This window comes from Gemmatimonadota bacterium, assembly GCA_041390125.1.
Lineage (GTDB): Bacteria > Gemmatimonadota > Gemmatimonadetes > Longimicrobiales > Gaopeijiaceae > JAGQIF01.
In genome coordinates, this window is record JAWKQN010000006.1 from 313,009 (window position 1) to 339,098 (window position 26,090).

The 26,090-nt window shown below is 70.9% G+C and carries 24 protein-coding genes; all 24 read right to left on the reverse strand.

The features are described 5' to 3' along the window. Position 1 precedes the first annotated feature (1 nt). Entirely contained in the window at positions 2–1,189 is a 1,188-nt protein-coding gene (neuC, locus tag R3E98_07900) for a UDP-N-acetylglucosamine 2-epimerase (GenBank protein MEZ4423314.1), read from the reverse strand. Further along, positions 1,186–2,163 (reverse strand): NAD(P)-dependent oxidoreductase, encoded by a 978-nt coding sequence (locus R3E98_07905; GenBank protein ID MEZ4423315.1) that lies wholly within the window; start codon positions 2,161–2,163, stop codon positions 1,186–1,188. The genes neuC and R3E98_07905 overlap by 4 nt, the downstream gene beginning before the upstream one ends. After that, positions 2,160–3,167 carry an N-acetylneuraminate synthase family protein gene (locus R3E98_07910; protein ID MEZ4423316.1) on the reverse strand — a complete coding sequence of 336 codons (1,008 nt, stop codon included), beginning with the start codon at positions 3,165–3,167 and terminating at the stop codon, positions 2,160–2,162. Before R3E98_07910 ends, R3E98_07905 begins: the two co-directional genes overlap by 4 nt. Before the next feature lie 28 nt (positions 3,168–3,195). After that, positions 3,196–3,660: a ribosomal protein S18-alanine N-acetyltransferase gene (gene rimI / locus R3E98_07915; protein MEZ4423317.1), complete on the reverse strand. Its 465-nt coding sequence runs from the start codon at positions 3,658–3,660 to the stop codon at positions 3,196–3,198. 32 nt (positions 3,661–3,692) lie between these two features. Further along, positions 3,693–4,397: a tRNA (adenosine(37)-N6)-threonylcarbamoyltransferase complex dimerization subunit type 1 TsaB gene (tsaB, locus tag R3E98_07920; GenBank protein MEZ4423318.1), complete on the reverse strand. Its 705-nt coding sequence runs from the start codon at positions 4,395–4,397 to the stop codon at positions 3,693–3,695. Beyond that, positions 4,394–4,840: a tRNA (adenosine(37)-N6)-threonylcarbamoyltransferase complex ATPase subunit type 1 TsaE gene (gene tsaE, locus R3E98_07925; GenBank protein MEZ4423319.1), complete on the reverse strand. Its 447-nt coding sequence runs from the start codon at positions 4,838–4,840 to the stop codon at positions 4,394–4,396. Before tsaE ends, tsaB begins: the two co-directional genes overlap by 4 nt. After that, complete coding sequence (gene uvrB, locus R3E98_07930) at positions 4,837–6,825, reverse strand: excinuclease ABC subunit UvrB (GenBank protein ID MEZ4423320.1); 1,989 nt, start codon at positions 6,823–6,825, stop codon at positions 4,837–4,839. The genes tsaE and uvrB overlap by 4 nt, the downstream gene beginning before the upstream one ends. 8 nt (positions 6,826–6,833) lie before the next feature. Beyond that, positions 6,834–9,041, reverse strand: coding sequence for a bifunctional (p)ppGpp synthetase/guanosine-3',5'-bis(diphosphate) 3'-pyrophosphohydrolase (locus R3E98_07935; GenBank protein ID MEZ4423321.1), 2,208 nt, complete (start codon positions 9,039–9,041; stop codon positions 6,834–6,836). Positions 9,042–9,154: 113 nt separating this feature from the next. Then, on the reverse strand, positions 9,155–9,919 hold the full coding sequence (gene radC / locus R3E98_07940) for a DNA repair protein RadC (GenBank protein MEZ4423322.1): 765 nt from the start codon (positions 9,917–9,919) through the stop codon (positions 9,155–9,157). Beyond that, positions 9,871–13,191, reverse strand: a complete 3,321-nt coding sequence (gene secA, locus R3E98_07945) for a preprotein translocase subunit SecA (protein MEZ4423323.1) — start codon at positions 13,189–13,191, stop codon at positions 9,871–9,873. The genes radC and secA overlap by 49 nt, the downstream gene beginning before the upstream one ends. Before the next feature lie 93 nt (positions 13,192–13,284). After that, complete coding sequence (gene nadD / locus R3E98_07950) at positions 13,285–13,872, reverse strand: nicotinate-nucleotide adenylyltransferase (protein ID MEZ4423324.1); 588 nt, start codon at positions 13,870–13,872, stop codon at positions 13,285–13,287. Beyond that, a complete protein-coding gene (gene bamD / locus R3E98_07955; GenBank protein MEZ4423325.1) occupies positions 13,869–14,606 on the reverse strand; it encodes an outer membrane protein assembly factor BamD in 738 nt (245 codons plus the stop codon). Before bamD ends, nadD begins: the two co-directional genes overlap by 4 nt. 100 nt (positions 14,607–14,706) lie before the next feature. Further along, positions 14,707–15,831, reverse strand: a complete 1,125-nt coding sequence (locus R3E98_07960; GenBank protein MEZ4423326.1) for a DegT/DnrJ/EryC1/StrS family aminotransferase — start codon at positions 15,829–15,831, stop codon at positions 14,707–14,709. After that, on the reverse strand, positions 15,831–16,754 hold the full coding sequence (locus R3E98_07965) for a tetratricopeptide repeat protein (GenBank protein MEZ4423327.1): 924 nt from the start codon (positions 16,752–16,754) through the stop codon (positions 15,831–15,833). The genes R3E98_07960 and R3E98_07965 overlap by 1 nt, the downstream gene beginning before the upstream one ends. Further along, positions 16,751–17,449: a tetratricopeptide repeat protein gene (locus R3E98_07970; protein MEZ4423328.1), complete on the reverse strand. Its 699-nt coding sequence runs from the start codon at positions 17,447–17,449 to the stop codon at positions 16,751–16,753. Before R3E98_07970 ends, R3E98_07965 begins: the two co-directional genes overlap by 4 nt. Positions 17,450–17,510: 61 nt before the next feature. Beyond that, entirely contained in the window at positions 17,511–18,464 is a 954-nt protein-coding gene (locus R3E98_07975; GenBank protein ID MEZ4423329.1) for an SDR family oxidoreductase, read from the reverse strand. A gap of 37 nt (positions 18,465–18,501) precedes the next feature. Further along, positions 18,502–19,464, reverse strand: a complete 963-nt coding sequence (locus R3E98_07980; GenBank protein MEZ4423330.1) for a UDP-glucuronic acid decarboxylase family protein — start codon at positions 19,462–19,464, stop codon at positions 18,502–18,504. After that, entirely contained in the window at positions 19,464–20,780 is a 1,317-nt protein-coding gene (locus tag R3E98_07985; GenBank protein ID MEZ4423331.1) for a UDP-glucose/GDP-mannose dehydrogenase family protein, read from the reverse strand. The genes R3E98_07980 and R3E98_07985 overlap by 1 nt, the downstream gene beginning before the upstream one ends. Positions 20,781–20,942: 162 nt before the next feature. Then, positions 20,943–21,992, reverse strand: coding sequence for a dTDP-glucose 4,6-dehydratase (rfbB, locus tag R3E98_07990; protein MEZ4423332.1), 1,050 nt, complete (start codon positions 21,990–21,992; stop codon positions 20,943–20,945). Next, positions 21,989–22,756, reverse strand: coding sequence for a sugar phosphate nucleotidyltransferase (locus R3E98_07995; GenBank protein MEZ4423333.1), 768 nt, complete (start codon positions 22,754–22,756; stop codon positions 21,989–21,991). The genes rfbB and R3E98_07995 overlap by 4 nt, the downstream gene beginning before the upstream one ends. Continuing rightward, on the reverse strand, positions 22,753–23,649 hold the full coding sequence (gene rfbD, locus R3E98_08000) for a dTDP-4-dehydrorhamnose reductase (protein ID MEZ4423334.1): 897 nt from the start codon (positions 23,647–23,649) through the stop codon (positions 22,753–22,755). The genes R3E98_07995 and rfbD overlap by 4 nt, the downstream gene beginning before the upstream one ends. Before the next feature lie 184 nt (positions 23,650–23,833). Then, a complete protein-coding gene (locus R3E98_08005) occupies positions 23,834–25,108 on the reverse strand; it encodes a nucleotide sugar dehydrogenase (protein ID MEZ4423335.1) in 1,275 nt (424 codons plus the stop codon). 544 nt (positions 25,109–25,652) lie between these two features. Next, positions 25,653–25,868, reverse strand: coding sequence for a 50S ribosomal protein L28 (rpmB, locus tag R3E98_08010; GenBank protein ID MEZ4423336.1), 216 nt, complete (start codon positions 25,866–25,868; stop codon positions 25,653–25,655). A 16-nt stretch (positions 25,869–25,884) separates the two neighbouring features. Further along, positions 25,885–26,090 (reverse strand): hypothetical protein (locus tag R3E98_08015; GenBank protein MEZ4423337.1); only part of this gene is annotated, 206 nt, incomplete at its 5' end.

The following is a 26,090-nucleotide window of genomic DNA, read 5'->3' on the forward strand; positions in this document are numbered from 1 at the left end:
GTCAGTAGCTGATGCGCTTGTCGGTCCGGAGCGGGGCCGTCGCGAGCAGGTCCGCTACGCGCTCGCCCGCCGTTCCGTTCCCGTACAGCTCGCTGGTCGCGTAGCGCCCGTGCGCGAGCTGCCGCCGCGCCGCCTCCAGGATGGCGTCCTTGTCGTAGCCCACGTCGGCCACGTTGCCGGCGCGGTCCCGACCCTGCTGCCGCCCCCCCACGTTGACGACCGGCACGCCCAGGAAGGCCCCCTCGCGGATGCCGACGCTCGAGTTGCCGATCAGGCAGCGCGCGCGGGCCAGGAGACGCAGGAAGTCCTCGGGCGCGAGGTTCTTGAAGAAGTACGTGTGCGGGATGTCGTGCGTCTCGCGGAAGTGCCGGATCCCCTTCGAGATGCCGTCGGAGCCCGCGTCCACGTTCGGCCAGAACCAGAAGGTGGGCATGTCGAGCGCCTCGACCGCCAGCAGCGTCTCGCGCACCTCGTCCAGCGCGTTGGCGTACTCGGTGGTCACCGGATGCTGCATGACGACCAGGTAGTCCTCGGAGCGTGGATCGAAGCGGCTGCCCACCCCGGCGTACGACTCGAAGGGATCGAACGGCGGCGTCCCGTCGGCCGTCACGCGCGCGGCCAGGTCCACCGAAGGACAGCCCGTCACGAAGACCGTCGCGGGATCCTCCCCCATGCGCAGCACGCGCTCGCGGGCCGGCTCGTTGGACACGAAGTGCAGGTTGGACAGCTTGGTCACGGCGTGACGGACCTTCTCGTCCACCGACCCGGTCACCTCCCCGCCCTGCAGGTGGGCCACCGGCAGGTTCAGGTAGGAGGCCGCGATCGCGGTCGCGATGGTCTCGTAGCGATCGGCCACGCTGACCACCACGTCGGGACGCAGGTTGTCGAAGATGGTGGCCAGCTCCACCACGCCCAGCCCGGTGGACTTGGCGGTCGTCACCAGGTTCTCGCCTTCCACCACCATGTAGACGACCGCGTCCGGCTCGAAGCCGTCGTCGCGGATGACGTCCACCACGGGCCCGTAGCGCTCCAACAGAGCCGAGGCGCCCACCACGAGCTGCAGCTCCAGATCGGGATGGTCGCGGACCGCCTCCATGACGCTCTTCACCCGTGCGTAGCTGGGTCGGGCGGTGATGACGATGCAGACGCGCCGCCGTCCGTCGCGGCTCCCCGCGGTGCGCAGGATCACGCTCCCTCCTTCCCGGCTGCGGCTCCCATCAGCGCGGCCTCCAGCTTCTCCGCCATGAACACCTCGGTCTTCTCCATCGACTCCCAGGTCGCCCCTCCGATGTGGGGCGTCACCACCAGACGGTCTCCCCCCCGGGCGCGCTCGAGCAGCGCGGGCCGGAGCGGCCGTCCCTCCTCCTCGCCCTGCAGGACATCCAGGGCCGCCCCTCCCAGCCGCCCCGTATCGAGCGCGGCCAGCAGGGCGTCCTCGTCCAGGACCCCGCCCCGGGCGGTGTTGATCACGAAAGCACCTTCGGGAAGCAAGCCCAACTCGTTGCTCCCGATCAGGTTGCGGGTCTCGTCCGCCAGTGGCACATGAAGGCTCAGGACCTGGGCCCGCCCGAGCAGGTCGGCCAGGCTGGACGCCCGCTCGACCGTCCCGGGCCAGCCCTCCCGGAAGGGATCGTACGCCAGCACCGGCATCCGGAAGGCGGTGCCCAGCTCGGCCACCGCGGTGCCGATCCGACCCAGCCCCACGATCCCGAGCGTGCGGCCGGCCAGCTCGTGCCCCCGGAAGCGGTCGCGCTCCCACCCCCCCGCCTCCACGTGGGCGGAGGCCCGGTGGGTCCGACGCAGCAGGGTCAGGAGGAGCGCGAACGTGTGCTCCACCGTGGCCCGGATCCCCTCCAGGAAGGCCCGCTCACCGCGGAGGCTGAGCACGGCCACCCCCGCCGCCTCCGCCGCCCCCAGGTCGACGTGGTCGAGCCCGGTCGTGGCGGTCACCACCGCCTGGAGGCGCGAAGGCCGGCCGAGTACCTCCGCATCGACGCGGTGGCCCAGCCGCACGATGAGCGCATCGACCGCGCGGGCCCGCTCGACGAGCGCGGCGCGGTCGACGGGCCCGTCCTCGACGTCGGCGAAACGCTCGAGCACGCGTCGGGCGCGCGGCGAGTACTCCCACGGCTCCGCGTTCAGCACCCGCGGACGCCGACTCACGCCTCCACGTCCTCGACCGCGATCCGCTCGTCGCGCCGGACGTCACGCGCGAGTCGCCGCCCGACCAGGTCGTCGAGGCGATCGGGCGGCAGCCCCCCACCGGGCTTCTTGGCCACCAGGTCACGCGCGGTCAGCACGGCGCCGCGGGCCAGGTCGCGCCCAGCCACCACGCTGCGGCCGAACACGGTGCGCAGCGGTGCCAGCTCCTGGGCCACGGCGTCCTTGTCCACCGGGTGCGCGCGCGCGCGCTCCAGGAAGCGGATGCCCCGGACGAGGAGGGCCAGTTCCTCCAGCGTGACGCTGGCGGGCACGTCGGGCCCGAAGGTGGCGCGCGAGAAGCAGACGTGCACCTCCACCACATCCACGCCGAGCGCGACCGCCGCGAGGCCCGGGAAGATGGTGCCGGAGTGGTCGGAGAGACCGATCGCACAGCCCGGATGGGCGGTGCGGAGCTCCGCCAGGAGGTTGAGCCCGACCTTCTCCGGAGGCGTGGGATACAGGGACGTGCACTGGAAGACGGTCACGGCGGCGGAGGCCGCCCGCAGTCGTTCGACGGCGGTGTGGACCGCGCCCCGGTCGCTCATGCCGGTCGACAGCCAGACGGGCCGCCCGCTCGCGGCCATGCGGTCCAGCAGGCGCACGTTGCCCACCTCGCCCGACGCGACCTTCCAGGCGTCGACGCCGACGCGCTCCAGCAGCTCGAAGGCCTCCTCCGAGAAGGGGGAGCTCACGAACCCGATCCCCCGCTCCCGCGCCCGCCCCGCCAGCAGCGTCCACTGCGGCTCGGTGAACTCCATCCGACGCCAGTAGGCGTAGCGGCTCTCGTCCTGCGGGCTGAAGCGCACCCGCCAGGGCTCGTCGGGCGTGCTCTCGGCCGCGGCGATGTGCGTCTGGAACTTGACCACGTCGGCGCCCGCCGCCGCCACCGCGTCCACGTAGGCCAACGCGTTTCCCAGGCTCCCCTCGTGGGCCTGGGCCACCTCGGCCACCACCGTCACCCCCACGGACCGATCCTCCCCGGACGCACCCCGCTCACGAGGCCTCCTCCTCCGCGCCCGCGAGGCGCAGCAGCATCACCCGCGCATCCTCGACCGGCCGGGAATAGTAGCCCTTGCGGACTCCGACGGACTGGAAGCCGCGCGCCTCGTACATCTGCTGCGCCACGAGGTTGGACCGTCTCACCTCGAGGAACAGGTGACGCAGCCCGCGACCGATCGCCGCCGCGATGACGGCGTCCAGCAGGATCGACCCCAGCCCCTGGCCCCGCAGGTCCGCGCGGATGGCGATGTTGACCAGCTCGCCCTCCTCCTCGACGAAGCGGAGCACGGCGTATCCGGCCAGGAGGGGCTCATCGTGATCGGACACCTCCGCCTCGAGGACGAGCGCCTCGCACCGGTCCGTCCAGCGCAGGAGGTTGGCGAACGTCGCCGCGGTCCACGGCGTGGAGAAGGCCGCGCGCTCGATGGCCTGCACCGCCGCCACGTCGGCGCGCCGCATGGCACGCACGCGGGCGGATCCAGGCACCGGGCTCAGCGAGCGCCCGACGTCCGGCCGGTCCACGGTTTCAAGTACTCGGGTTGCCATCGCGCGGGATTCTCGACCCGCGATCCATCCGGGTCAAGACGCGCGAGCGCCACCAGGGCGGCCGCCGAAGGCAGTCCCGCCGCGGCCTGGACCCGGGCCCCGCTCGCCTCGAGGCGCGCGCGGTGCCGGAGCGCACCCGAGCCGGCACACAGCGGAGGGGGTCCCACCCAGCCGGCCAGATGGGCGCACACGTCGTCCAGTTCCCCGGCGATCGGCGCGACCACCGACACGAGCCCGCCCGGGCCGGCGCGGACGTGCGTCCAGAAGACCCGCTCGCCCCGGGCATCGAACAGGACCAGGCGGTGCTCGGCATCCTCCCACGCCGGGCCCCAGGCGGCCGCCTCGAGGCTCGAGCGGCTGAGCAGCGGGATCCCGAGCACGTGCACGAGCGCCTTCGCGGTGGCGGCCGCGACCCGCACGCCGGTGAAGGAGCCGGGCCCCGCCCCCACGACCACCGCGGTCACCTCGGCGAAGGAGCGGCCCGCCTGCCGCAGCAGATCCTCGAGCGCGGGCACGACCGTGCGCGCGTGGGTCCGGGCCTCGCCCAGCGCGACCTCCCGCGGAGGCGTGTCGCCTTCGGCCAGGGCGACGGTGCCGCGGTCGGTCGCGGTGTCGAGCGCCACCTGCAGCGTCGGGCGCGCGTCGGTCACGCGTCCCCCACGAGCGCGCGCCCGCGCAGCGTCACCAGGCGCTGCTCCGGGGCCCCCGGCACCAGGGCCAGCTCGATCTCGGTCGCCTGCTCGGCGGGCCAGCGCGCGCCCGCCCGTTCGGGCCACTCGACCAGCACCATCTCGTCCCCGTCGGGAAGCTCGTCCCACCCCAGCTCGTCGAGGTCCTCGGGGGCGGCGAGGCGGTAGAGGTCCATGTGGACGAGCGAACGCCCCTGCGGAGCGGCATAGCGGAACAGCAGGTTGAACGTCGGCGAGGGCATGGTCGCGCGCACGCCGATCCCCTCGGCGAGCGCACGCGCCAGCACCGACTTGCCGGCCCCGAGCGGGCCGCGCAGACCGATCCAGGCGGGCCCGGACACCCGCGCGCCCAGCTCCCGCCCCCACGTCGTCAGCGCCGCCTCGTCCCAGGGGCCCAGGATCACCGGATGCCCGCCTTCAACTCCAGGATCTCGTCCCGCAGCAGCGCCGCCCGCTCGAAGTCCAGGGCCTCGGCCGCAGCGGCCATCTCCGCCTCGAGGATCTTGAGGGTCTCCTCGATGTCCAGCTCCTGGGCATAGCTGCCGGCCCGCTCCGCCACGCGCGCCTGGGGGCGCTCCCGCGCGTCCGCGACCCGCGTGGACAGCTCGATCTCCGTGATGGACTTGGTCACCGTCTGCGGAACGATGCCATGCTCACGGTTGAACTCGAGCTGGATCTCACGACGCCGGTTCGTCTCGTCCATGCACTGTTGCATGGAGCCGGTCACGCGGTCGGCGTACATGATCGCCCGCCCGTTCACGTTGCGGGCAGCCCGCCCGATCGTCTGGATCAAGGAGCGGGCGTCGCGCAGGAAGCCTTCCTTGTCGGCATCCAGGATGGCCACGAGCGACACCTCGGGCAGGTCCAGGCCTTCCCGCAACAGGTTGATCCCCACCAGCACGTCGATCCGCCCCAGACGGAGCGAGCGCAGGATCTCCATGCGCTCGATGGCGTCGATGTCGGAGTGCATGTAGCGCACCCGCACCCCCACCGACTGGAGATACTCCGACAGGTCCTCCGCCATGCGCTTCGTGAGCGTGGTGACCAGCACCCGCTCCCCCCGCGCCTCGCGCGTGCGGATCTCGGCCAGCAGGTCGTCGACCTGACCGCGCACGGGCCGGACGTCCACCTCCGGATCCACCAGTCCCGTGGGACGGATGATCTGCTCCACGACGACGCCGCCCGACTGCTTGAGCTCCCACTCCCCGGGCGTGGCGGAGACGAACACGGCCTCGTGGATGAGGGACTCCCACTCCTCGAAGGTGAGCGGGCGGTTGTCCACCGCGCTCGGCAACCGGAACCCGTGCTCGACCAGGGTCTCCTTCCGCGAGCGGTCGCCCCGATGCATCCCGTGGATCTGGGGAAGCGTCACGTGCGACTCGTCCACGATCAGCAGGAAGTCCTCGGGGAAGAAATCGATCAGACAGGCCGGACGCTCGCCCGGCGCCCGTCCGCTCAGGAACCGGGAATAGTTCTCGATGCCGGGGCAGGTGCCGATCTCCAACATCATCTCGATGTCGAAGTTCGTCCGCTGCTCCAGCCGCTGCGCCTCGAGCAGACGGCCCTCCGCGCGGAAGCGCGTGAGCTGATGGTCGAGCTCGGCACGGATGTGCGGCATGGCCTGTTCGATCGTGCGACGGCGCGTGACGTAGTGGCTGGCGGGGTAGATCGCAGCCCGCTGCAGCACGGCGATGGTCTCACCCGTCAGCGGATCGAAGCGGGTGATCCGCTCGACCTCGTCGCCCCAGAGCTCGATGCGGATCGCCTGTTCCTCGTACGCCGGGAAGACCTCCACCACGTCCCCACGCACGCGGAAGGTGCCGCGCTCGAAGGCCATGTCGTTGCGGTGGTACTGGATGTCCACGAGCGCCTTCAGGATCTCCCGCCGGGGCCGGGTCTGGCCCACGTCCAGGACCACCATCAGGGCCCGGTAGTCGGCGGGGTTGCCCAGGCCGTAGATACAGGAGACGGATGCGACCACGATCACGTCGTCGCGTTCGATCAGCGAGGACGTGGCCCGCAGCCGCAGGCGCTCGATGTCCTCGTTGATCGACGAGTCCTTCTCGATGTAGGTGTCGGTGGACGGGACGTAGGCTTCGGGCTGGTAGTAGTCGTAGTACGAGATGAAGTACTCGACCGCGTTGCGCGGGAAGAGCGCGCGCAGCTCCCCGTACAACTGGGCCGCCAGCGTCTTGTTGTGCGACATGACCAGCGTCGGCCGACCGTGGCGCTGGATGACGTTGGCCATCGTCAGCGTCTTGCCGGTGCCCGTCGCCCCGAGGAGCGTCTGGAACCGATCTCCCCGCTGCAGTCCCTCGGACAGCTCGTCGATCGCCCGCGGCTGGTCGCCGGCGGGCCGATGCGGTCCTTCGATGATGAAGTCGGCCATGCGATCGGTCAGGGCTCCACCAGGTCGCTTTCCTGGATGTGCTCGCGCCGCTCGACGCTGAGGACGCCTTTCACGCGGCGCACTGCGTTCATGACCTTCGTGAGATGGGGCAGATCCTGCACCTCCACGACGAACTCCCCGATCATCCCGTGGGCCACCCCCCGGATCTGGGCGTTCTGGATGTTCGTGCCGGTGTCCGCGATGGCCGTGGCGATGTCGGACAGCAGCCCGCGCCGGTCGCTGCCCTGGAGGTACAGCTTGACCTGGAAGCGGTCGTCCTTGACGGACCGCCACTCGATCGGGACGCGGCGGTCTGCGTCGTCGGACATGCCGAGCACGTTCGGGCAGTCCCGCCGGTGGATGGACACGCCCCTTCCACGGGTCACGTAACCCATGACCGGATCACCCGGAACCGGTTGGCAGCATTGAGCATAGCGGACCATGACGTTGTCCACGCCCGCGATCCGCACGCCCCGGTCCACGCCCTTGAGCCGATCGGCGATCTTCTGCAGCGCCGTCGGTGGCGGGGGCTCGGCCTGTGGATCGTGCTCGGGGTAGAGCTGCCGGATGACCGCGCCGGGCCCGACGTCACCCCGGCCGAGCGCCGCGTGCAGCCCCTCCACATCCCCGTGGCCCAGCTCGGTCGAGGCCGCGGCCAGCTTCGCGTCGCTCGCCCGCTCCAGGCGGGCCCGGCGGATCTCCCGTTCCAGGAGGTCCTTGCCCAGCCGCACCGCCGACTCCTGCTCCTCCTTGCGGATCCACTGCCGGATCTTCTGCCGGGCGCGGGCGGTCTTGGCGAAGGCGAACCAGTCGCGGTTGGGCCTCTGCCGCGGATTCGTGATGATCTCGATCGTATCGCCGCTGCGCAGGGGCCGGGACAGCGGCGCGATGCGTCCGTTCACCTTCGCGCCCGCGCAATGCGTGCCCACCTCGGTGTGCACGGCGAACGCGAAGTCGATCGGTGTGGATCCGGTGGGCAGCGGCTTGACCTCGCCCTTGGGCGTAAAGACGAAGATCTCGCCCTGGAAGAGATCCATCCGGAGGAACTCCATGAACTCCTCCGGCTCCTTCGTGTCCTGCTGCCACTCCAGGACCTGCCGGAACCACGTGAGGGCCTCGTCCACCTCGGACTCGCCGGCCCGCCCCTCCTTGTAGCGCCAGTGGGCCGCGATGCCGTACTCGGCCGTGCGGTGCATCTCCTCGGTGCGGATCTGGATCTCGTAGCGCCGCCCCGCCGGCCCCACCACCGTGGTGTGGATGGACCGGTACATGTTCGACTTGGGGGTGGCCACGTAGTCGTGGAAGCGCTCCGGGATCGGGGTCCAGAGGCTGTGGATGATCCCGAGCGCCGCGTAGCAGTTCTGCAGCGAGTCGGTCATGACCCGCATGGCCATCAGGTCGTAGATGTCCTCGAAGGACGTCCCGCGCTTGCGCATCTTGCGGTAGATCGACCAGAGGTGCTTGGGCCGTCCGGTCACCTCGGCCACGATCCCCTGCCGGCGCAACGCCTCGTCCAGGGGACGCTTCATCTCGGCGATCTCGCGCTCCCGCTGACGCCGCGTCTGCTGGATCTTCCGGCTCAGGTCGGTGAAGGCCTCGGGCTCCAGGAACTTGAACGCCAGATCCTCGAGCTCCCAGCGGATGCGCGCCACCCCGAGCCGGCCGGCCAACGGCGCGTAGATCTGCCGGGTCTCGCGCGCCACGCGCAGCCGCTTCTCCGGAGGCAGGTGCTCCAGGGTCCGCATGTTGTGCAGGCGGTCCGCGAGCTTGACCAGGATGACGCGCGCATCCTGCGCCATGGACAGGAGCAGCTTGCGGTAGTTCTCGACCTGGGCCTCGGTCTGGGTCTGGTAGCGGACCTTCCCGATCTTGGTGACCCCGTCGACGATGGTGGCCACATCCTGGCCGAAGGTGGCCCGGATGTCCTCGAGCGAGACGGCCGTGTCCTCGACGACGTCGTGGATCAGGGCGGCGGCCAGCGAGGCCGTATCCAGCTTCAGCTCGGCGAGGAGGGTGGCCACCTCGACCGAATGGTTGACGTAGTCCTCCCCCGAGGCCCGCTTCTGGCCCTGGTGGGCCTCGGCCGCCAGCTCGTAGGCCCGGACGATCATGTCCACGTCCAGACGATCGGCGTACGCCTCCAGGGTCCGCGCGAGCGGACGCGGGAGACCCCGGATGGTGCGCGGGGTGGGATCGGGCGTCTGGACCTGAGGCATGACGACGTCAGCGGGAGACCGATCGAAGGGGTCCGGCCGCGGGGCACGGAGGCCGGATCTCCCCAGTCTGGCGGATTCCGTCCCGTCCCGCCATGTGGGGGCCGAACCGTCTGCTACACCGCCCGGTCCGCCGTGAGCCGTCCCGCGTTCCCCGTCCCGAGCGAGCGATAGCCGCGCTCGGCGATCACGACGTGGTCGAGCACCGGGATCCCCAGCGCCTGGCCCGCGGCGCTCAGCGTGGCCGTCACCGCCCGGTCCTCTGGAGAGGGCGTCGGGTCACCGGAGGGGTGGTTGTGGACCAGGATGAGAGCGGCCGCGCGCTCCAGGACGGCTTCGCGGAACACCTCGCGCGGGTGGATCAGGGAGGCGTCGAGCAGGCCACGCGTGACCAGCACGTCCCGGATCACACGGTGGCGTCGATCCAGCAGCAGGGCATGGAACTCCTCCTGCAGCAGCGGACGCAGGAGCGGGCCCAGCAGGCGTTCCACGTCCGCGGGCCCCTGGATGGCCACGCCGGCCTCCAGGCGCTCGGCCTCCGCCCGGCGGCCCAGCTCGGCAGCGACGACGATGCGGGCGGCGGTGGCCATGCCCACGCCCGGGATCCGCTCCAGGTGGGCCGGGGAGAGACGAGCCAGCTGCCGGAGCGAGCCCCCCGCGGCCTCCAGCACCCGGTCCGCGATCACGGACGCCGAGCCGGAGCGCCCCCCGCTGCCGACCAGCGCGGCCACCAGCTCGCGGTCGGTGAGCCCGCGGCCCCCCAGCGCGCGCAAGCGCTCCCGGGGGCGTTGCGCCTCCGGCAGCCTCGATCGGGCGGCCGTGGCGCCGTCGCTCAGCTCCCTCGTCCGTGGCACTTCTTGTACTTCTTGCCGCTCCCGCACGGGCAGGGATCGTTGCGGCCGGGCTCGTCGGCGACACGCACGGGCTCCGCCGCGCGCTCCTCCGCGGCTCGGTTCGTCACCATCGTCCGGGTGGGATCCGCCATGGGAGCCGCCACACCCGTGGGTGCCGGCTCGGGTGCCCGCGCGCGCGCGGCCACTCCGGTCTCGGGGTCCACGGTCGGGCGCGGGGCCGGGGCCACCGCGCGGCGCGGCGCGGGCGCCGCCGCGCCGGGCGCTCCGATCCGGGCGCCCTGGAAGGCCGACGCGGCGGACGGGGCCGGCGCCGTGAGCTGGGCCCGGAAGAAGTGGTTGGTCAGCGTGCCCCGCAGGTCGCTCATGAGGTCCACGAACATGTCGTAGGCCTCCTTCTTGTACTCGACCAGCGGGTCCTTCTGCCCCCAGCCCCGATAGGTGATGGACGACTTCAGGTGATCGAGGTCGTACAGGTGGTCCTTCCACTTGTGGTCGATCACGTTGAGCATGATCCACCGCGCGATCTGCTCGGCATGCTCTCCGAAGGACTCCAGCTTGCGATGGAACTGGTCGCGGGTGCCTTCCACGACCGCGTCCACCACATCCTCCCGGTGCTCGAAGGACGCGCCGTCGCCAGCGGAAAGCGGCAGCGCCTCCACCGGAACGAAGTGGTCGAGCAGGATCCGCTTGCGCAGCGCAGGCAGATCCCACTCCTCGGAGTCACTGCCACCGGGAATGGCTTCGTCCAGGAGCGCGTGGGTGGCCCCCTCGATCATCTCCCAGATCTCGCCCTTGAGGTCCTCGCCGCCCTCCAGCGCGAACAGGCGCAGGTCGTAGATCACCTCGCGCTGCTGGTTCATGACGTCGTCGTAGTCCAGCAAGCGCTTGCGGGCTTCGAAGTTGTTGCCTTCCACCCGCTGCTGGGCCCGCCCGATGGAGCGCGTCACCAGCGTGTGCGTGATCACCTCTCCCTCTTCCGCTCCGAGCTTCTCCATCACGCCGGTCACGCGCTCCGACATGAAGAGCCGCATCAGGTCGTCTTCCAGGGACAGGAAGAACTGCGAGGCACCGGGATCGCCCTGACGGCCGGAGCGCCCGCGCAGCTGCCGGTCGATGCGGCGGGACTCGTGCCGCTCCGAGCCGATGATGTGCAGCCCACCCATCTCGATCACGTAGTCGTCGCCGGCGGCGTCCAGGTCCGATCCGGCGCCCTTCAGGAGCTTCTCGCCCAGCACGGGATCCACCGGCAGGAGCTCCTCCACCTTCAGCTCGTGCGCGCGGGCCCACCCTACCGTACGCGGCTCCTTGACGCCCTCACCCAGCTTGATGTCGGTTCCGCGACCGGCCATGTTGGTCGCGATGGTCACGGCGCCCGGCTGTCCCGCCTCGGCCACGATGTCCGATTCGCGCTTGTGATGCTTGGCGTTCAGGACGTTGTGCGTGATCCCCCTCCGCTTCAGCATCCGGGACAGCTTCTCGGACACCTCCACGTTGGTCGTGCCCACGAGCACCGGCAGCCGCATCTTGTTGAGCCGCTCGATCTCGTCCATGATCGCGTTGAACTTCTCCCGCTGGGTGCGGAAGATCAGGTCGTTGCGATCGTCGCGCACCACCGGCCGGTTGGTCGGGACCACGGAGACGTCCAGCTTGTAGATCTGGTGGAACTCGTTCTCCTCGGTCTCCGCCGTACCCGTCATGCCGGCGAGCTTGTCGTACATACGGAAGTAGTTCTGGATGGTGATGGTGGCGAGCGTCTGCGTCTCGCCCCGCACCTCCACGCCTTCCTTGGCCTCCACGGCCTGGTGCAGTCCGTCGCTCCAGCGCCGACCCGGCATCTGGCGACCGGTGAACTCGTCGACGATGACGACCTGACCGTCCTCGCCGATGATGTAGCGCTCGTCACGCTGGAAGAGCGTGTACGCTTTGAGGAGCTGATGGATGACGTGGATGCGCTCGCTCTTGTCGGCGTACTCCTTCTCGAGCGTCGTCCGCTGCTCCCGCTTCTGCTCCAGCGTCAGGGCTTCGTCGTCCTCGATGCGGCCGATCGCCTCCGACAGGTCCGGCACCACGAAGGCATCCGCGTCACCCGGGCTGAGGTCGTCGAGCCCGCGATCGGAGAGGTGGACGTTCTGGCCCTTCTCGTCCATCGCGAAGAGCAGAAGCTCGTCCACCTCGTGCAAGCGCTTCTCGCGCATGAAATCCGCCTCGACCCTCTGCACCAGCTTCTGGATGCCGGGGTCGTCCGCGAAGAGCTTCATCAGGCGCTTGTGCTTGGGAGCACCCCGCTTGGCCGCCAGGAGCTTCTCCCCCGCGGTGTCCTGATCTCCGCCCTCGAGCGCCCGCTCCGCCTCCGCCACCAGCTCGCCCACGATCCGGGTCTGCTTGCGATAGAGGTTCGACACCAGCGGATTGAACTGCCGGAACGGCGTGGACGTGTCCTTGCCCACCGGACCGGAGATGATGAGCGGCGTGCGGGCCTCGTCGATGAGGATCGAGTCCACCTCGTCGATGATGGCGTAGTGGTGGCCGCGCTGGACGCGTTGCTCCAGCGACAGCACCATGTTGTCGCGCAGGTAGTCGAACCCGAACTCGTTGTTGGTCCCGTACGTGATGTCGGCGCGGTACGCGGCCCGACGCTCCGGCGTCCCTGGATCGTGTTGGTCGATGACCGCCACGGTCAGGCCGAGGAAGGAGTAGATGGTGTTCATCCACTCCGCGTCGCGCTGGGCCAGGTACGAGTTCACCGTGACGAGGTGCGCGCCCCGCCCCGCCAGCGCGTTCAGGTACAGCGGCATGGTGGCGACGAGCGTCTTCCCCTCACCGGTCGCCATCTCCGCCACGGCGCCGCGGTGGAGCGCGATACCGCCCAGGAGCTGCACGTCGTAGGGCACCATGTCCCACACGAGGCGGTGACCGGTGACGACGATCTCCCGACCGCGCAGGCGCCGGCAGGCCTCCTTGACGACGGCGAAGGCCTCGGGGAGCAGCTCCTCCAGCACGTCCTCGATGCGCTCCTTGAGCTGCTCCTCCCTCTGCGAGATCTCGAGGCTCAGCCGCTCCCGCTCGCCCGAGTCCTCCGAGTGGCGCTTCCGCTCCTTGAGGTCCGCGATCGCGTCCTCCAGCTCGCGGCATCGCTCGGCGAGCGTCGCCCGGAACTCGTCGGTCTTGGCCCGCAGCTGCTCGTCCGGGAGGGACGACAGGGCCTCGGCGTTCTCGTTGATCTCGGCGATGAGCGGCTGGAGCTTGCGCGCCTCCCGCTCGTGCCGGTTTCCCAGGAGCTTCTTGATCAGGGTCTTCATGGCCTACGCTGTCTTCACCTTGGACGCCGACGCCTGGATGCGGCGCGAGCGTCCGTGATCGGAATCGATGGCGGCCGGTGGCCTCCCGGCGCCTCAAACATACAAGTCCTCGGCCTCAACGATCCGGCGCACCGGCTCCGGCACCAGGTAGCGGATGGAGCGCCCTTCCTTCCTCCGGCGCCGGATCTCGCTGGAGGAGATGTCGATGCGGGGGATGGCCACGGCGTGGAACGGGAACCGGGGCTCCCCCGGAGTGATGCCCGCCCCTTCGCGCGAGACCACGGCCAGGCGCGCCAGGCGCGCGACGACCTCCGGCTCCCGCCACTCCCCGAACGCGCGGTACTGGTCCGCGCCGATGATCAGGGTCCACTCGGTCGGCTGAGGGGCCGCCTCCGCCAGCGCCCGCACGGTGTCGACCGTCCACGACGGACCCGCGCGGCGGGTTTCCCCGTCCCAGACCCGGAAGCCGTCGTGGCCCTGGATGGCGGCCTCCGCCAGCCGGACCCGCACGTCGGCCGGCGCCACCGGTCCCTCGGGACGGTGGGGCGGGCGTCCGGCGGGGATCCAGAGCACCTCGTCCAGCTCCAGCGCGTCGCGCACTTCCTCGGCCGCGATCAGGTGCCCCAGGTGCGGGGGGTCGAACGTTCCCCCGAAGAGCCCCACGCGGCGGACGGCACTCACCCCTCCCCGGTCCCGGTCGGCACCGCCTGGGCGGCCTCGCTGTCCGGATACTCCCGCAGCAGGCGGTCCCGGGCTTCGGCCGCCAGGTCGTCGTAGCCGATCTCGGTGAACAGCTCGAAGAGACGGAGCAGCGCCTGGGGCGCGAAGGACGAGCCCGGCCAGGCCTCGAGGATGCCCTCGTAGTAGACGCGCGCCGAATCGAAGAAGTCGCGGCTGAAGTAGAATTCCCCGGTCTGGAAATCCTTGGCGGCCAGCTTCTCCACCATGGCCGTGGCCAGGGAGTCCGCGGTCTGACCCGACGGATCGGCCGGATAGTCCGCCGCCGTGTTGCGACACGAGCCCAATGCCTGGACCGTGTGGCTCTGGTCGCGCTGCGGGATCGGCGACAACCCCACGTAGGACCGGCACACCCCCAACGCGGCGCGGGGCTCCAGGTCCGTGCCCGGATACCGGCTCAACACGCGGATGTACTCGGACGCGGCCGTGAGGTAGTCCTCCTGCTGGAAGTAGGCGTCGGCCAGCAGCAGGCGCGCCTCCCCCAGTCGGGGATAGTTGGGATCGAACGAGACGAGAAGCTCGAGCGCCTCGATCACGTCCCCCCATTCCTCGGCGGCATACGAACGCTCACCGAACGCCAGCAGCTCATCCGCAGTGTATCCCTGGAACCGGGGCGTGCTGCGACATCCGGCCAGAGCCAGCAGCAGCGCGCCGATCAGCAACCCTTTGATCCGCATCCCTTCCTCTACCCCCTCCCAACTTCTCGGGTTTCTGGCGCGCCACCATGGAGGAAACGGCCGACGACGCAGGATCGGAGCGGCATCCGGGGTCCCCTGCTCAGGCCGGGTGCCCGTAGAAGGCGCGGATGGCCATGGCCACCTCCTCCAACCGGGTCGCGCCCAGCTCGGGGAAGATGGGCAGGCTCAGCACCTGCTGGCAGAGGGTCTCCGACACGGGGAGGTCCCCGGCGCGGTAGCCCAGCTCCGCGAAACACGCCTGGAGATGCAGGGGCACCGGGTAGTAGATGCCCGACCCGATGCCCCGGCTGTCGAGGAAGGCCTTCAGCTCGTCGCGGCGCCGCACCCGCACCGTGAACTGGTTGTAGACGTGATGCGCCCCGGGCTCCTCCACGGGGAGGATCACCTCGGGCACGTCCTCCAGGGCCTCCAGGTACCGGGCGGCGTTCTCCCGCCGGCCGGCCGCCCATCCGTCCAGATGCGGCAGCTTGGCGGACAGCACGGCCGCCTGCAGGGCGTCGAGCCGGGAGTTGGTCCCCACCATCTCGTGGTGGTACATCTGCCGGCCGCCGTGGACCCGGAGCTTGCGGATGCGCTCGGCCAGGGCCGCGTCCCCGGTGGTCACCAGCCCCGCGTCGCCGAAGGCGCCCAGGTTCTTGGTGGGGAAGAAGCTGAAGGCACCGGCCCACCCCGCCGCCCCGGCCTTGACCGGTCCCCGGCCCTCGTCGCGCCACGCGCCGATCGCCTGTGCGGCATCCTCCAGCAGGTGGATCTCCCGGTCGCGGGTGAGCGCCGCCAGGGGTGCCATCGACGCCATCTGCCCGAACAGGTGCACCGGGATCACCGCGCGGGTCCGGGGGCCCAGGGCGGGCGCGACCGTGTCGGCGCTGACGTTGAAGCTCTCCGGCTCCACGTCGCAGAAGACGGGGCGGAGCCCCGCGTTCCACACCGCGCCGGCCGTCGCGAAGAACGTGAAGGCCGGCACGACGACCTCGGCGCCCGGCGCGGCGTCCAGCGCCTTGAGGGGCAGGAGCAGGGCGTCGGTGCCACTGGCACAGCCGATCGCGTGCGGCACGCCCAGGTACGCGGCCAGCTCGGCCTCCAGGCGCTCCACGGCCGGACCCAGCACGAACTGCTGGGCATCCACCACCCGCGTGACCGCCTCCGCGATCTCGTCCCGGATGGTCTCGTGCTGTGCCTTCAGGTCGAGGAGGGGGACGCGCATCAGCACCGGCTTTCCGGCGGACGGGCGCTGCCCGGCCGGCCGAAACGGATCTCGTCGATGCGCTGCTCGGCGCGGGCCACCAGGGGGCTCGCCCGGGACGTGCTCTCGCGCACCACGCGGCTGAAGGCCTCCAGCGCCGCCGTGCACTCTCCCAGCTCCGCCAGGGCCTCGGCCCGGTCGAACCACGCCTGCGCCAGCAGGTTGCGCGGCTCGCCCCGATCCAGCGTCATGGACAGGTAGCGCAGGGCATCCTCGGGACGGCCTTCCCGGCGCAAGCGGCTGCCCAGCTCGAAGGCGCAGTTGCCGATGTGCCAGTCCGCCTCGCGCCGCCCGGCGCGGTCGGCCTTCCCGGAGTACTGCGCGAAGAAGGACAGCGCCCGCTCGCAGTCGCCGACCTCTTCGTACGCGAGCCCGATCTCGAGCAGCACCGGGGTCGTCTGCGACTCCGGCATGGTGCCCAGGGCGCGCTGGAAGAGCGGAAGCGCGCGTTCGAACTCGCGCAGCCGCACGAGGTGGCGGGCCAGCGGGAGCGCCAGGTCGCCCATGCCCACGCCGGGCTGGAGCTCGGACGCCAGCTCCAGCGCCTGGGCCACGCCGTATTGGTCTCCCCGGCCCTCGGCCTGTCGGGCCAGCCAGAGGAGGTCGGCCACGGCCTGGTCGGCCAGCTCCGGGCGGCCGGTCACCGCCGTGCGGTAGACCGTGGAGGCTTCGTCCACGCGGCCGAGCTCCGTGTAGGCATGCGCGACGCGCATCAGGACGGCCGGATCCTCCTCGCCGCGCGCAGCGAGCCGATACTCCGCCAGCGCCCGCTCGTAGTCGCCCTCGGCCCAGGCGACGTCGCCGCGTTCCACGGCCCCGTCTCCGGAGACGCCTCCGCCGCAGGCTCCGATCGCGAGCAGGATGCCCCAGACCGCGCGCCTCACCGGGCCGACGCCTCCTGTCCCACGGCGGCCAGGTAGGCCCGGGCGCGCAGGTCGGCGGGGTCGTCCTCCAGGCAGCGGGACCACTCGCGGCGGGCCCGCTCCGGCTCCCCCATCCGGTAGTGCACGATCCCGAGGTGCAGGCGCACCCCGGGCAGATCCGGATTGCGGGCGAGGATCGATTCCAGCTCGGAGCGGCTGCGGGCCAGCTGATCCAGTGCCAGGTACGTCTCGCCCAGACGGGCCCGGATGTCGAGGAAGGCGGGACGGAGCTCCAGCGCCTGGCGATACTCGTGCGAGGCCCGCTCGTGCTGCCCGGCGGCGCGGTAGAGATCCCCCAGCCGCGCGTGGGCGTCGGCGATCCGCGAGCCGAGCGGCCCCAACGGTTCGTCCTGCGCGGCCGCCAGGGCGGAGACGCGGGCGAAGGCCGTCGCGGCCTCCTCGTAGCGTCCCTGTTCCCCGAGCACGATGGCGCGGTTCAGGTGGGCTTCCAGGTACTCGCCATTGATCCCGAGGGCCTCGTCGAAGGCGGAGACCGCTTCGTCCAGGCGATCCAGGAGGGCCAGGCAGATGCCCGCCCGGTTGTGCAGGTCGGCCCAGGAGGGATGCCGGGCGAGGGCTCGCTGGGCCTCGCCCAGGACCGCCAGGAGATCCTCCCGGTCCCAGGCTCCGTCCAGAGGTGACGCCGCCCCGGTCATGCCCACATCCTGCGCTGGAGTCCCACGCCCGCGGGGGGGTCCGCGGAACGACGGTGGCGTGCTACCCCCGGAACCAGTCGCAGGTCCGCCGGAGACCCTCCCGCAGGCCCACCGTCGGCTCGTACCCGAGCCGCTCCCGGCTCTTGGTCAGATCGGCCAGCGAGTCCCGTACGTCCCCGGCCCGCGTGGGGCCGTGGACCGCGTCGACCGCCGCACCGGTGGCCCGCTGCACCTCCCGCCAGAGCTCGGCGATGGAGATGCGCTGTCCACCTCCCACGTTGAACACCTCGCCGGCCACGTCGTCCGTGGCGCGCGTGCACGCGAGGAGGTTGGCCTGGACCGCGTTCTCGATATAGGTGAAGTCCCGGGTCTGACCCCCGTCCCCGTGGATGGTGGGCGAGCGACCATCGAGGGCCAGGGTGATGAAGAGGGGGATGACGGCGGAGTACTCCGAGTGGGGGTCCTGGCGGGGTCCGAAGATGTTGAAGTAGCGGAGCACGACGGTCTCCAGGCCCATCACCCCGGCGAAGACCCGGCAGTAGAGCTCGCCCGTGTACTTGGACACGGCGTAGGGAGACAGCGGATCGCCGGGCATGTCCTCGTGCTTCGGCAGCACGGGCGTGTTGCCGTACGCGGAGCTGGAGCCCGCATATACGAAGCGCTGCACCCCGGAGGCGCGCGCCGCCACCAGCAGGTTCAGGGTTCCGGTCGCGTCCGCCGCGTGCGTGCCGAGCGGATCGCGGATGCTGCGCGGCACCGACGGCAAGGCGGCTTGATGGAGCACGTAGCTGACGCCCCCCGTGGCCCGCACGCACAGCTCCGGGTCCACGATGGACCCCTCGATCAACTCGATGCGGTCCCTCCAGGGCTCCAGATTCTCGCGCGTACCCGTCGAGAAATCGTCGATCACCCGCACGCGGGCGCCCCCGGCGAGCAGGGTCTCGACGAGGTGTGAGCCGACGAAGCCGGCTCCGCCGGTGACCAGGTAGAGCGCGTCGGGTCGGACGAGTGTCATGCTGGGACCGATGCCTTCATGGGTCGGGGCGCGGCCCTCAACCGAGTGTACGGGCGCGCGATTCCTCGCGCTCGAGCAGACTCTGGAAATACGGGATCGTGCGCTGCAACCCGGTGCGCAGGTCGGTCTGCGGCTCCCAACCGAGCACGCGGCGCGCGACCGCGATATCCGGCTGCCGCACCTTGGGGTCGTCCGTCGGAAGCGGTAGCGAGACGACGGAGGAGCCGCTGCCGGTCTCGGCCAGCACCAGCTCCGCCAGCTCGCGTACCGTGAACTCGACCGGATTGCCGATGTTGGTCGGCTCGCTGCGCTCCGAGTGGAAGAGCCGGTAGATGCCTTCGACCTCGTCCTCCACGTAGCAGAACGAGCGGGTCTGGGAGCCGTCGCCGTAGACGGTGAGCGGCTCTTCGCGCAGGGCCTGCACGATGAAGTTCGACACGACCCGTCCGTCGGCCGGACGCATGCGCGGTCCGTAGGTGTTGAAGATCCGCACGATGCGCGTCTCCAGGCCATGGACCCGATGGTACGCCATGGTCATGGCCTCGGCGAAGCGCTTGGCCTCGTCGTAGACCCCGCGCGGTCCCACCGGGTTCACGTTCCCCCAGTAGGTCTCGGGCTGCGGGTGGACGAGAGGATCGCCGTAGACCTCCGACGTGGAGGCGAGCAGGTAGCGGGCGCGCTTGGCCCGGGCCAGCCCCAGGGTGTTGTGCGTGCCGAGGCTGCCCACCTTCAGCGTCTGGATGGGCAGCTCGAGGTAGTCGATCGGGCTGGCGGGCGACGCGAAGTGGAGTACACCGTCCAGCGGTCCGTCCACGTAGAGGGGGCGCGAGACATCCTGCTGCACGAACGAGAACCCGCTCTGCCCCCAGAGCCTTTCCACGTTGGCGCGCGAGCCGGTGACGAAGTTGTCCACGCCCACGACCTCGTGGTCGTCGGCGAGGAACCGGTCCACCAGGTGTGATCCCAGGAACCCCGCCGCTCCCGTGATCAGGACCCGCATCAGACCCGACCCGCCGACGGACGGCCGACCGAGTGGTACTCGAACCCGGCGCGGGCCATCGCCTCCGGCCGATACAGGTTGCGCCCGTCCACCACCACCGCGGTCTTCAGCAGGGAGCGCATGCGCCCGAAGTCCGGATGCCGGTAGGGATGCCACTCCGTGTGGATCAGCAGCCCGTCCGCGTCCGGGAGCGCTTCGTAGTTGGTCCCGGCGTAGGTGATGCGGTCGCCGAGATGGCGGCGGGCCTCGTCCATCGCGACCGGGTCGTGGGCCACGATCGTCGCCCCGCGCGCCAGCAGCCGCTCGATGGTCACCAGGCTCGGGGCCTCCCGCATGTCGTCCGTGTTGGGCTTGAAGGCCAGGCCCCAGACCGCGAAGCGACGTCCCGCGAGGTCGGTCCCGTACCGTTCCTCGACCACGTCGCTGATCCACTCCTTCTGGGTCTGGTTCACACCCTCCACGGCCTCGAGGATCTCGGGATCGAGATCGAACTCGCGCATGGTGCGCACCAGCGCCTTCACGTCCTTCGGGAAGCAGGAGCCCCCGTACCCGACACCGGGAAACAGGAACGACGAGCCGATGCGCTTGTCGGAGCCGACGCCGAGGCGGACCATGTCCACGTCCGCGCCGGCGGCCGCGCAGAGCCGGGCCACGGAGTTCATGAACGAGATGCGCGTCGCCAGCATGGCGTTGGCCGCGTACTTGGTGATCTCCGCCGAGGCGATGTCCATCGTCAGGATCTCGTTCCCGGTCCGGACGAACGGCGCGTAGAGGTCACGCAGCAGGTTGGCTGCGTATTCGCTGTCCACGCCCAGCACCACGCGGTCGGGCTTCATGAAGTCCTCGACCGCCGCGCCTTCCTTCAGGAACTCGGGATTGGAGCACACGTGCACCGGGATGTCGGTCTCGGCCTGGATCGCGTCGCGGACCCGGGGTGCCGTGCCGACCGGCACCGTGCTCTTGGTGATCACGACGGTCTCGTGCTCCATGGCGCGACCGATCGTGCGGGCCACCGCCAGGACATGCTGGAGATCGGCGGAGCCGTCCTCACCGGGGGGCGTGCCCACCGCGATGAACACGATCCTCGACGCCTTCACGGCCGCAGCCACGTCGGTGGTGAAGCGCAAGCGACCGCTGGCGAGGTTGTGCTCGACCAGCGCGTCGAGGCCGGGCTCGTAGATGGGGATCTCGCCCCGCTTCAGCGCATCGATCTTGGAGTCGTCGATATCGGCGCAGATGACGTCGTTCCCGGTCTCCGCGAGGCAGGCCCCCACGACCAGCCCGACGTACCCGGTCCCGATGACGGCGATGTTCATGTCGTGCAATCCCTTCGCGGCTCAGATCGAAGCGCTGGAACGATCGGCTGGATGGCAAGTTTGGTGCCGCATGGATCCAACAGCCCCGGCTCCCGGGGGCAGCCTCCGCGTCCGATGGGAGACCCCGTCGGACCCGCCGGTCCGGCGCCCCGGATCCATCCCTCAGGCGCCCAGGGTGGAGCGCCCGCCGGGGCCATAGAGGGCCTCGTAGTACCGCTGGTAGCGCCCGTCCCGGACCCGGGTCCACCATTCGACGTTGCCCCGGTACCAGTCCACCGTCTCGGCCAGGCCCTCGTCGAAGCGGCGGAGCGGACGCCACCCGAGGGCCCGTTCCGAGCCGCTCCAGTCGATGGCGTAGCGCCGGTCGTGTCCGGGCCGATCCGGGACGGACCGGATCCGCTCCGGGCCCACGTCCAGGTGCCCGGCCAGCCCCTCGACGACCGCCCGGTTGGTCCGTTCCGCGTCCCCGCCGAAGAGGTAGACCTCCCCGGCCCGCCCCCGCTCCAGGGTGGCGACGATGCCCCGGCAGTGGTCGTCCACGTGGATCCAGTCGCGGATGTGGAGGCCATCGCCGTAGACCGGCAGATCCCGTCCTTCGATCCCGTTCGTGATCATCAGCGGGATGAGCTTCTCCGGGAACTGGTAGGGGCCGTAGTTGTTGGACGCCCGTGTGACCCGGACATCCACCCCATGGGTGCGGTGGTAGGCCAGCGCCAGGAGGTCGCCCGCGGCTTTGCTGGCGGCATAGGGCGAACGGGGCGCCACCGGCGTGCCGGCCGTGAACCGCTCCCGGGGACCCTCGGCCTCCGGGTCCTGCCAGGGCAGCTCCCCATAGACCTCGTCGGTGGAGACGACCACCACCGTCAGGCCGGGGCGGCGGCGGGCGGCGGCCAGGAGGGTCTCCGTGCCGACCACGTTGGTGCGGACGAAGTCCGTGGCCGACGCGATGGAACGATCGACATGCGACTCGGCGGCGAGGTGCAGCACGGCGTCGACGTCGGCCAGCGCGGCCTCGACCGCATCGGGGTCGGCGACGTCCCCGTGCAGGAAGGCGTAGCGGGGGTCGGCGTCGACGCCCTTGAGGTTCTCCAGATTCCCGGCGTAGGTCAGCGCGTCCAGATTGCGGACCTGCCAGTCCGGTCGTTCGCGCAACAGCCAGCGCACGAGGTTGGACCCGATGAAGCCGGCGCCCCCGGTGACGACGACCCTCACGACGGGTCCCCCAGACCGGGGATGGGGCCGCGCACCACGGGCTCGTCCGACTCGGCGACGCGACGCGTGGCGCGGTAGAGCGAGCCGACGGTCCCCGCGTCGGTCCACCACCCCTCCAGCGTGCGGAAGCGCAGTTCGCCCCACTCGATGTAGCGGTTGTTGACGTCGGTGATCTCGAGCTCACCCCGCTCGGAGGGCGAAAGCCCGTGGATGATCTCGAAGACCCGGGCGTCGTAGAAGTAGCACCCCGTGACGGCCAGATTGGTGGCGGGCTCGGCCGGCTTCTCCACGATCCGCACCACCCGGTCGCCCTCCAGCTCCGCGACCCCGAAGCGCTGCGGGTCGTCCACCTCCTTCAGGAGGATCATGGCGCCCGCCCGCGCCCCGCGGGCCCGGAACGCGTCGACGGCCGGCGCCAACGACTCGCCGAAGAGATTGTCCCCCAGCAGGACGACCACCGGCTCGCCCTCCGCGAAGTGCTCCGCGAGGCCCAACGCCTCGGCGATGCCGCCTTCCCCCTCCTGGTAGGCGTAGTGCAGTCGGTTCAGCCCGAACTCGCGGCCGTTCCCCAGCAGGCGGAGGAAGTCCCCCGCCGAGCTGCCCCCGGTCACGACGAGGATGTCGCGGATGCCCGCGTGCACGAGCTGCTGCAGGGGGTAGTAGATCATGGGCCGGTCGTAGACCGGCAGCAGGTGCTTGTTCGTGACCCGCGTCATCGGGAGCAGGCGCGTGCCCAGTCCCCCCGCCAGCACGACTCCTCTCATCCACGGCCTCCACTCACGAGGTCGGCGCCGGAAGCGAGATAGCCCTCCAGCGCGCTGCGCCAATCCGCGAACGGACGTCCCAGCGCCCGCTCCGTCCGCTCCAGGTCCAGCACCGAGTAGGGGGGCCTCGGTGCCGGCGCCGGCCAGTCGCCCGTGGCGACCGGCGTCAGCTCCGGAGTCAATCCCGCCAACCGGCACGCCTCGCGCGCCAGCTCGAACCAGGTCGCCTCTCCGCCATCGGCCACATGCCAGATCCCGGTGGCTCCGAGGTCGTCCAACGCCCGGAGCGTGTCCGCCAGGCCGGGGGCAGCCGTGGGGCGACCGCGCTGATCGGCGACCACCCGCAGGGGCTCGCCGGTCCGCGCACGTTCCAGGATCCGGTCCACGAAGTTGCGGCCGCCCCGGCCGTACAACCACGACGTCCGCACGATGGCCCAGGCTCCGCCGGCGCGACGCACTTCTTCCTCACCGGCGTGCTTCGAGGCACCGTAGACCCCGAGCGGACGCGTGGGATCCTCCGGCCGGTAGGGACGACGCGCCCGACCGTCGAAGACGAAGTCGGTGCTGATGTGGATGAGCCGGGCGCCACAGCGGGCCGCTGCGCGCGCCACCGAACCCGCGCCGTCGCGATTGACGGCGTACGCGGCCTCCGGCTCCGACTCGGCCCGGTCGACCTGCGTGTAGGCGGCACAATTGACCACCACGCCGGGGCGCACGTCCTCGAAGAGGGCGGACACCGACGGCGCGTCGGTGATGTCCAGCGTGGCCCGCTCCACCGCCACGACATCACGCCCGGCGCGCCGGAAGGACGTCACGACCTCGGAGCCGAGGAGTCCGCCGGCGCCGGTGACCAGGATCGGGCGACCACCGTCGGATCGCGCTGCAGATGCCATGGGCTAGCATACCGACGCGGGGAGCGATCTCAAAGACCGCAGGAGAGCGGGCGTCCCACGACGGGACCGGCGCGCGCCCTCCCCGCCGGGCACCCGGCGCCCGACGAGAACGGGGGCCGGGGCGTTCGCCCCGAGCCCCCGTGTGCCTCGTCCACCCGCGGCCCCTCGGACCGCTGCGCGATCCTCAGCCCTTCACGATCCAGCGCTGTGGCTGACCCGAGGACGCCGCCACCTTGGACGTGGCGTTGCGCGTGTCGATCAGCACGGGCGCGAGGCGCACGATGCGGTCATAGTCGAAGTCGCTGTGGTCGGTGATGATGACCACCGCGTCGGCCTGCGCGAGCGCTTCGTCCGTGAGCGGCACGGAGGTGTGGTGCTCCCCGTCCTCCCGCACCTCGGGCACGTAGGGGTCGTGGTACTTCACGTGCGCGCCTTCCTTCTCCAGGAGCCGGATGATGTCCAGCGCCGGGGATTCACGGACATCGTCGATGTCCTTCTTGTAGGCGACGCCCAGCACGAGCACGGTGGATCCGTTCACCGCCTTGCGATTGCGGTTCAGGGCCTCGCGCACCTTGCCTACGACAAAGAGCGGCATATCCGAGTTGATCTGCGATGCCAGCTCGATGAAGCGCGCCGTGTAGTTCAAGGAACGCATCTTCCACGACAGGTAGAGCGGATCGATGGGGATGCAGTGTCCGCCCAGGCCGGGGCCGGGTGTGAACTTCATGAAGCCGAACGGCTTGGTCGCGGCGGCGTCGATGACCTCCCAGACGTCCACGCCCAGCTTGTCGGCGATCAACGCGATCTCGTTGACCAACCCGATGTTCACCGCGCGGAAGGTGTTCTCCAGCAGCTTCGTCAGCTCGGCGGCCTCGGCGGAGCTCACCGGGACCATGTTGTCGATGAAGCGGCTGTAGAAGGCGGCGCCCCGCTGCGCACACTCGTGCGTCATGCCGCCGATCACCTTGGGCGTGTTCTTGGTCTTCCAGACCTCGTTGCCCGGGTCGACCCGCTCGGGGGAGAAGCAGAGGAAGAAGTCCTCGCCCACCTTCATCCCGTCGCGCTCGAGCGCAGGGAGCAGGACCTCACGCGTCGTGCCCGGATACGTCGTCGACTCCAGCACGACCAGCTGGCCCTTGCGCAGGGCGCCGGCCACGGCCTCCGTGGCCGCGATGATGAAGGAGACGTCGGGATCCCGGGTCTTCGAGAGCGGCGTCGGAACGCAGATGGAGATGGCCTCGCACTCGGCGAGGCGGCTCATGTCGGTCGTGGCCTCCAGCAGGCCCTGTTCGCGCACCCGGGCCACATCGGCATCGGTGAGATCCTGGATGTGCGTACGGCCGCTGTTGATGATGTCGACCACGCGCGGGTTGACGTCGAAGCCCAGGACGCGGACGCCGGCGCTGGCGGCCTCCACCGCGAGGGGGAGTCCGACGTAGCCGAGACCGAGGACGCCCATGGTCCCCGCAGCGGGAGCGGTACCCTTGTTCACTGACAGCCCTTGTGTTCGAGTGGCCCTGATTTCACGTGTGGTCCGCCGGGACCGGCCGGAATCTGTCGCTTCCCCTGAAGGGGTTCAATCGGCTTCCGTCGCGGCGTTCCCGCCGCGGCCCGGGCCGGTCGCCACGACCTCCTGCAACGCGAGGACGGGACGGCCGACCGGTCACGCACCCGGCGCGGCGAGGGTGGTGCAAGAACCGGGCACGCCGCTCGATGCTCTTCCGGGCGCGGTTCCCGGATCCGCGGCTCTGGACCCAGGCCCCGGGGTTCGACCGCGGAAAGGGCGCGGCCGCGCGGGAAATCCGTGGAGGTCCACCTCGCGGGCCCCCGCACCGGTCCCGCCCGATGCAGGCCACCGCGCGATCCGGTTGAAGCGTCGACGCCACGCCGCCTCTCGGCCGCCACGGCCCGCGCCCCACACACACCCGCCACCTGGAACGGCGTCGCCCCCGCGACCCGAGGGCCGCGGGGGCGAGGATGTCCGCCCAGGTCGACGGCGCCGCTCAGACCGAGGCGGTCTGGCCGCGCGGCGCCTTCTGGATCTTGCCGGCGTGGATGCAGGACGTGCACACCCGCACCCGGGTAGGCTGACCATCCGGCCCGACCACCCGAACGGGCTGCAGGTTGGGCAGCCAGCGCCGCCGCGACTTGTTGTTCGCGTGGCTCACCTTGTTCCCGGTGGAGGGGCGCTTGCCGCAGACTGCACACACTCTGGCCATGATCTCCTGGATCTCCTCAGCTTCCGCTCCCCGCGGCGTCCGCCGGCGCTGCCGCGCCCGCAGTGACCCGGGTGGCGTCGATATAGCTCTCCGCGAACTCGGCTTCGATCCGGTTCACGTCGTTGGCGAATGATCCGCCGGCCTGCCAGGCGTCGAGGACGCTGTCCGACATCATGCGGACCGTGCCGGTCACGGTGGCGGTGCCGCCGGACGTCAGCTCGA

Bases quoted from the DNA above. Each gene is read 5' to 3' on its own strand.
- uvrB (MEZ4423320.1), bottom strand. From the start codon at position 6,825: ATGGCCGACTTCATCATCGAAGGACCGCATCGGCCCGCCGGCGACCAG.
- R3E98_07985 (MEZ4423331.1), bottom strand. From the start codon at position 20,780: ATGAACATCGCCGTCATCGGGACCGGGTACGTCGGGCTGGTCGTGGGG.
- R3E98_07960 (MEZ4423326.1), bottom strand. From the start codon at position 15,831: ATGCGCGTCCCCCTCCTCGACCTGAAGGCACAGCACGAGACCATCCGG.
- R3E98_07935 (MEZ4423321.1), bottom strand. From the start codon at position 9,041: ATGCCTCAGGTCCAGACGCCCGATCCCACCCCGCGCACCATCCGGGGT.
- secA (MEZ4423323.1), bottom strand. From the start codon at position 13,191: ATGAAGACCCTGATCAAGAAGCTCCTGGGAAACCGGCACGAGCGGGAG.
- rfbD (MEZ4423334.1), bottom strand. From the start codon at position 23,649: ATGGCATCTGCAGCGCGATCCGACGGTGGTCGCCCGATCCTGGTCACC.
- R3E98_07980 (MEZ4423330.1), bottom strand. From the start codon at position 19,464: ATGCGGGTCCTGATCACGGGAGCGGCGGGGTTCCTGGGATCACACCTG.
- rimI (MEZ4423317.1), bottom strand. From the start codon at position 3,660: ATGCGGCGCGCCGACGTGGCGGCGGTGCAGGCCATCGAGCGCGCGGCC.
- bamD (MEZ4423325.1), bottom strand. From the start codon at position 14,606: ATGCGGATCAAAGGGTTGCTGATCGGCGCGCTGCTGCTGGCTCTGGCC.
- R3E98_07995 (MEZ4423333.1), bottom strand. From the start codon at position 22,756: ATGAGAGGAGTCGTGCTGGCGGGGGGACTGGGCACGCGCCTGCTCCCG.
- R3E98_07970 (MEZ4423328.1), bottom strand. From the start codon at position 17,449: ATGACCGGGGCGGCGTCACCTCTGGACGGAGCCTGGGACCGGGAGGAT.
- R3E98_07975 (MEZ4423329.1), bottom strand. From the start codon at position 18,464: ATGACACTCGTCCGACCCGACGCGCTCTACCTGGTCACCGGCGGAGCC.
- R3E98_08005 (MEZ4423335.1), bottom strand. From the start codon at position 25,108: ATGGGCGTCCTCGGTCTCGGCTACGTCGGACTCCCCCTCGCGGTGGAG.
- rpmB (MEZ4423336.1), bottom strand. From the start codon at position 25,868: ATGGCCAGAGTGTGTGCAGTCTGCGGCAAGCGCCCCTCCACCGGGAAC.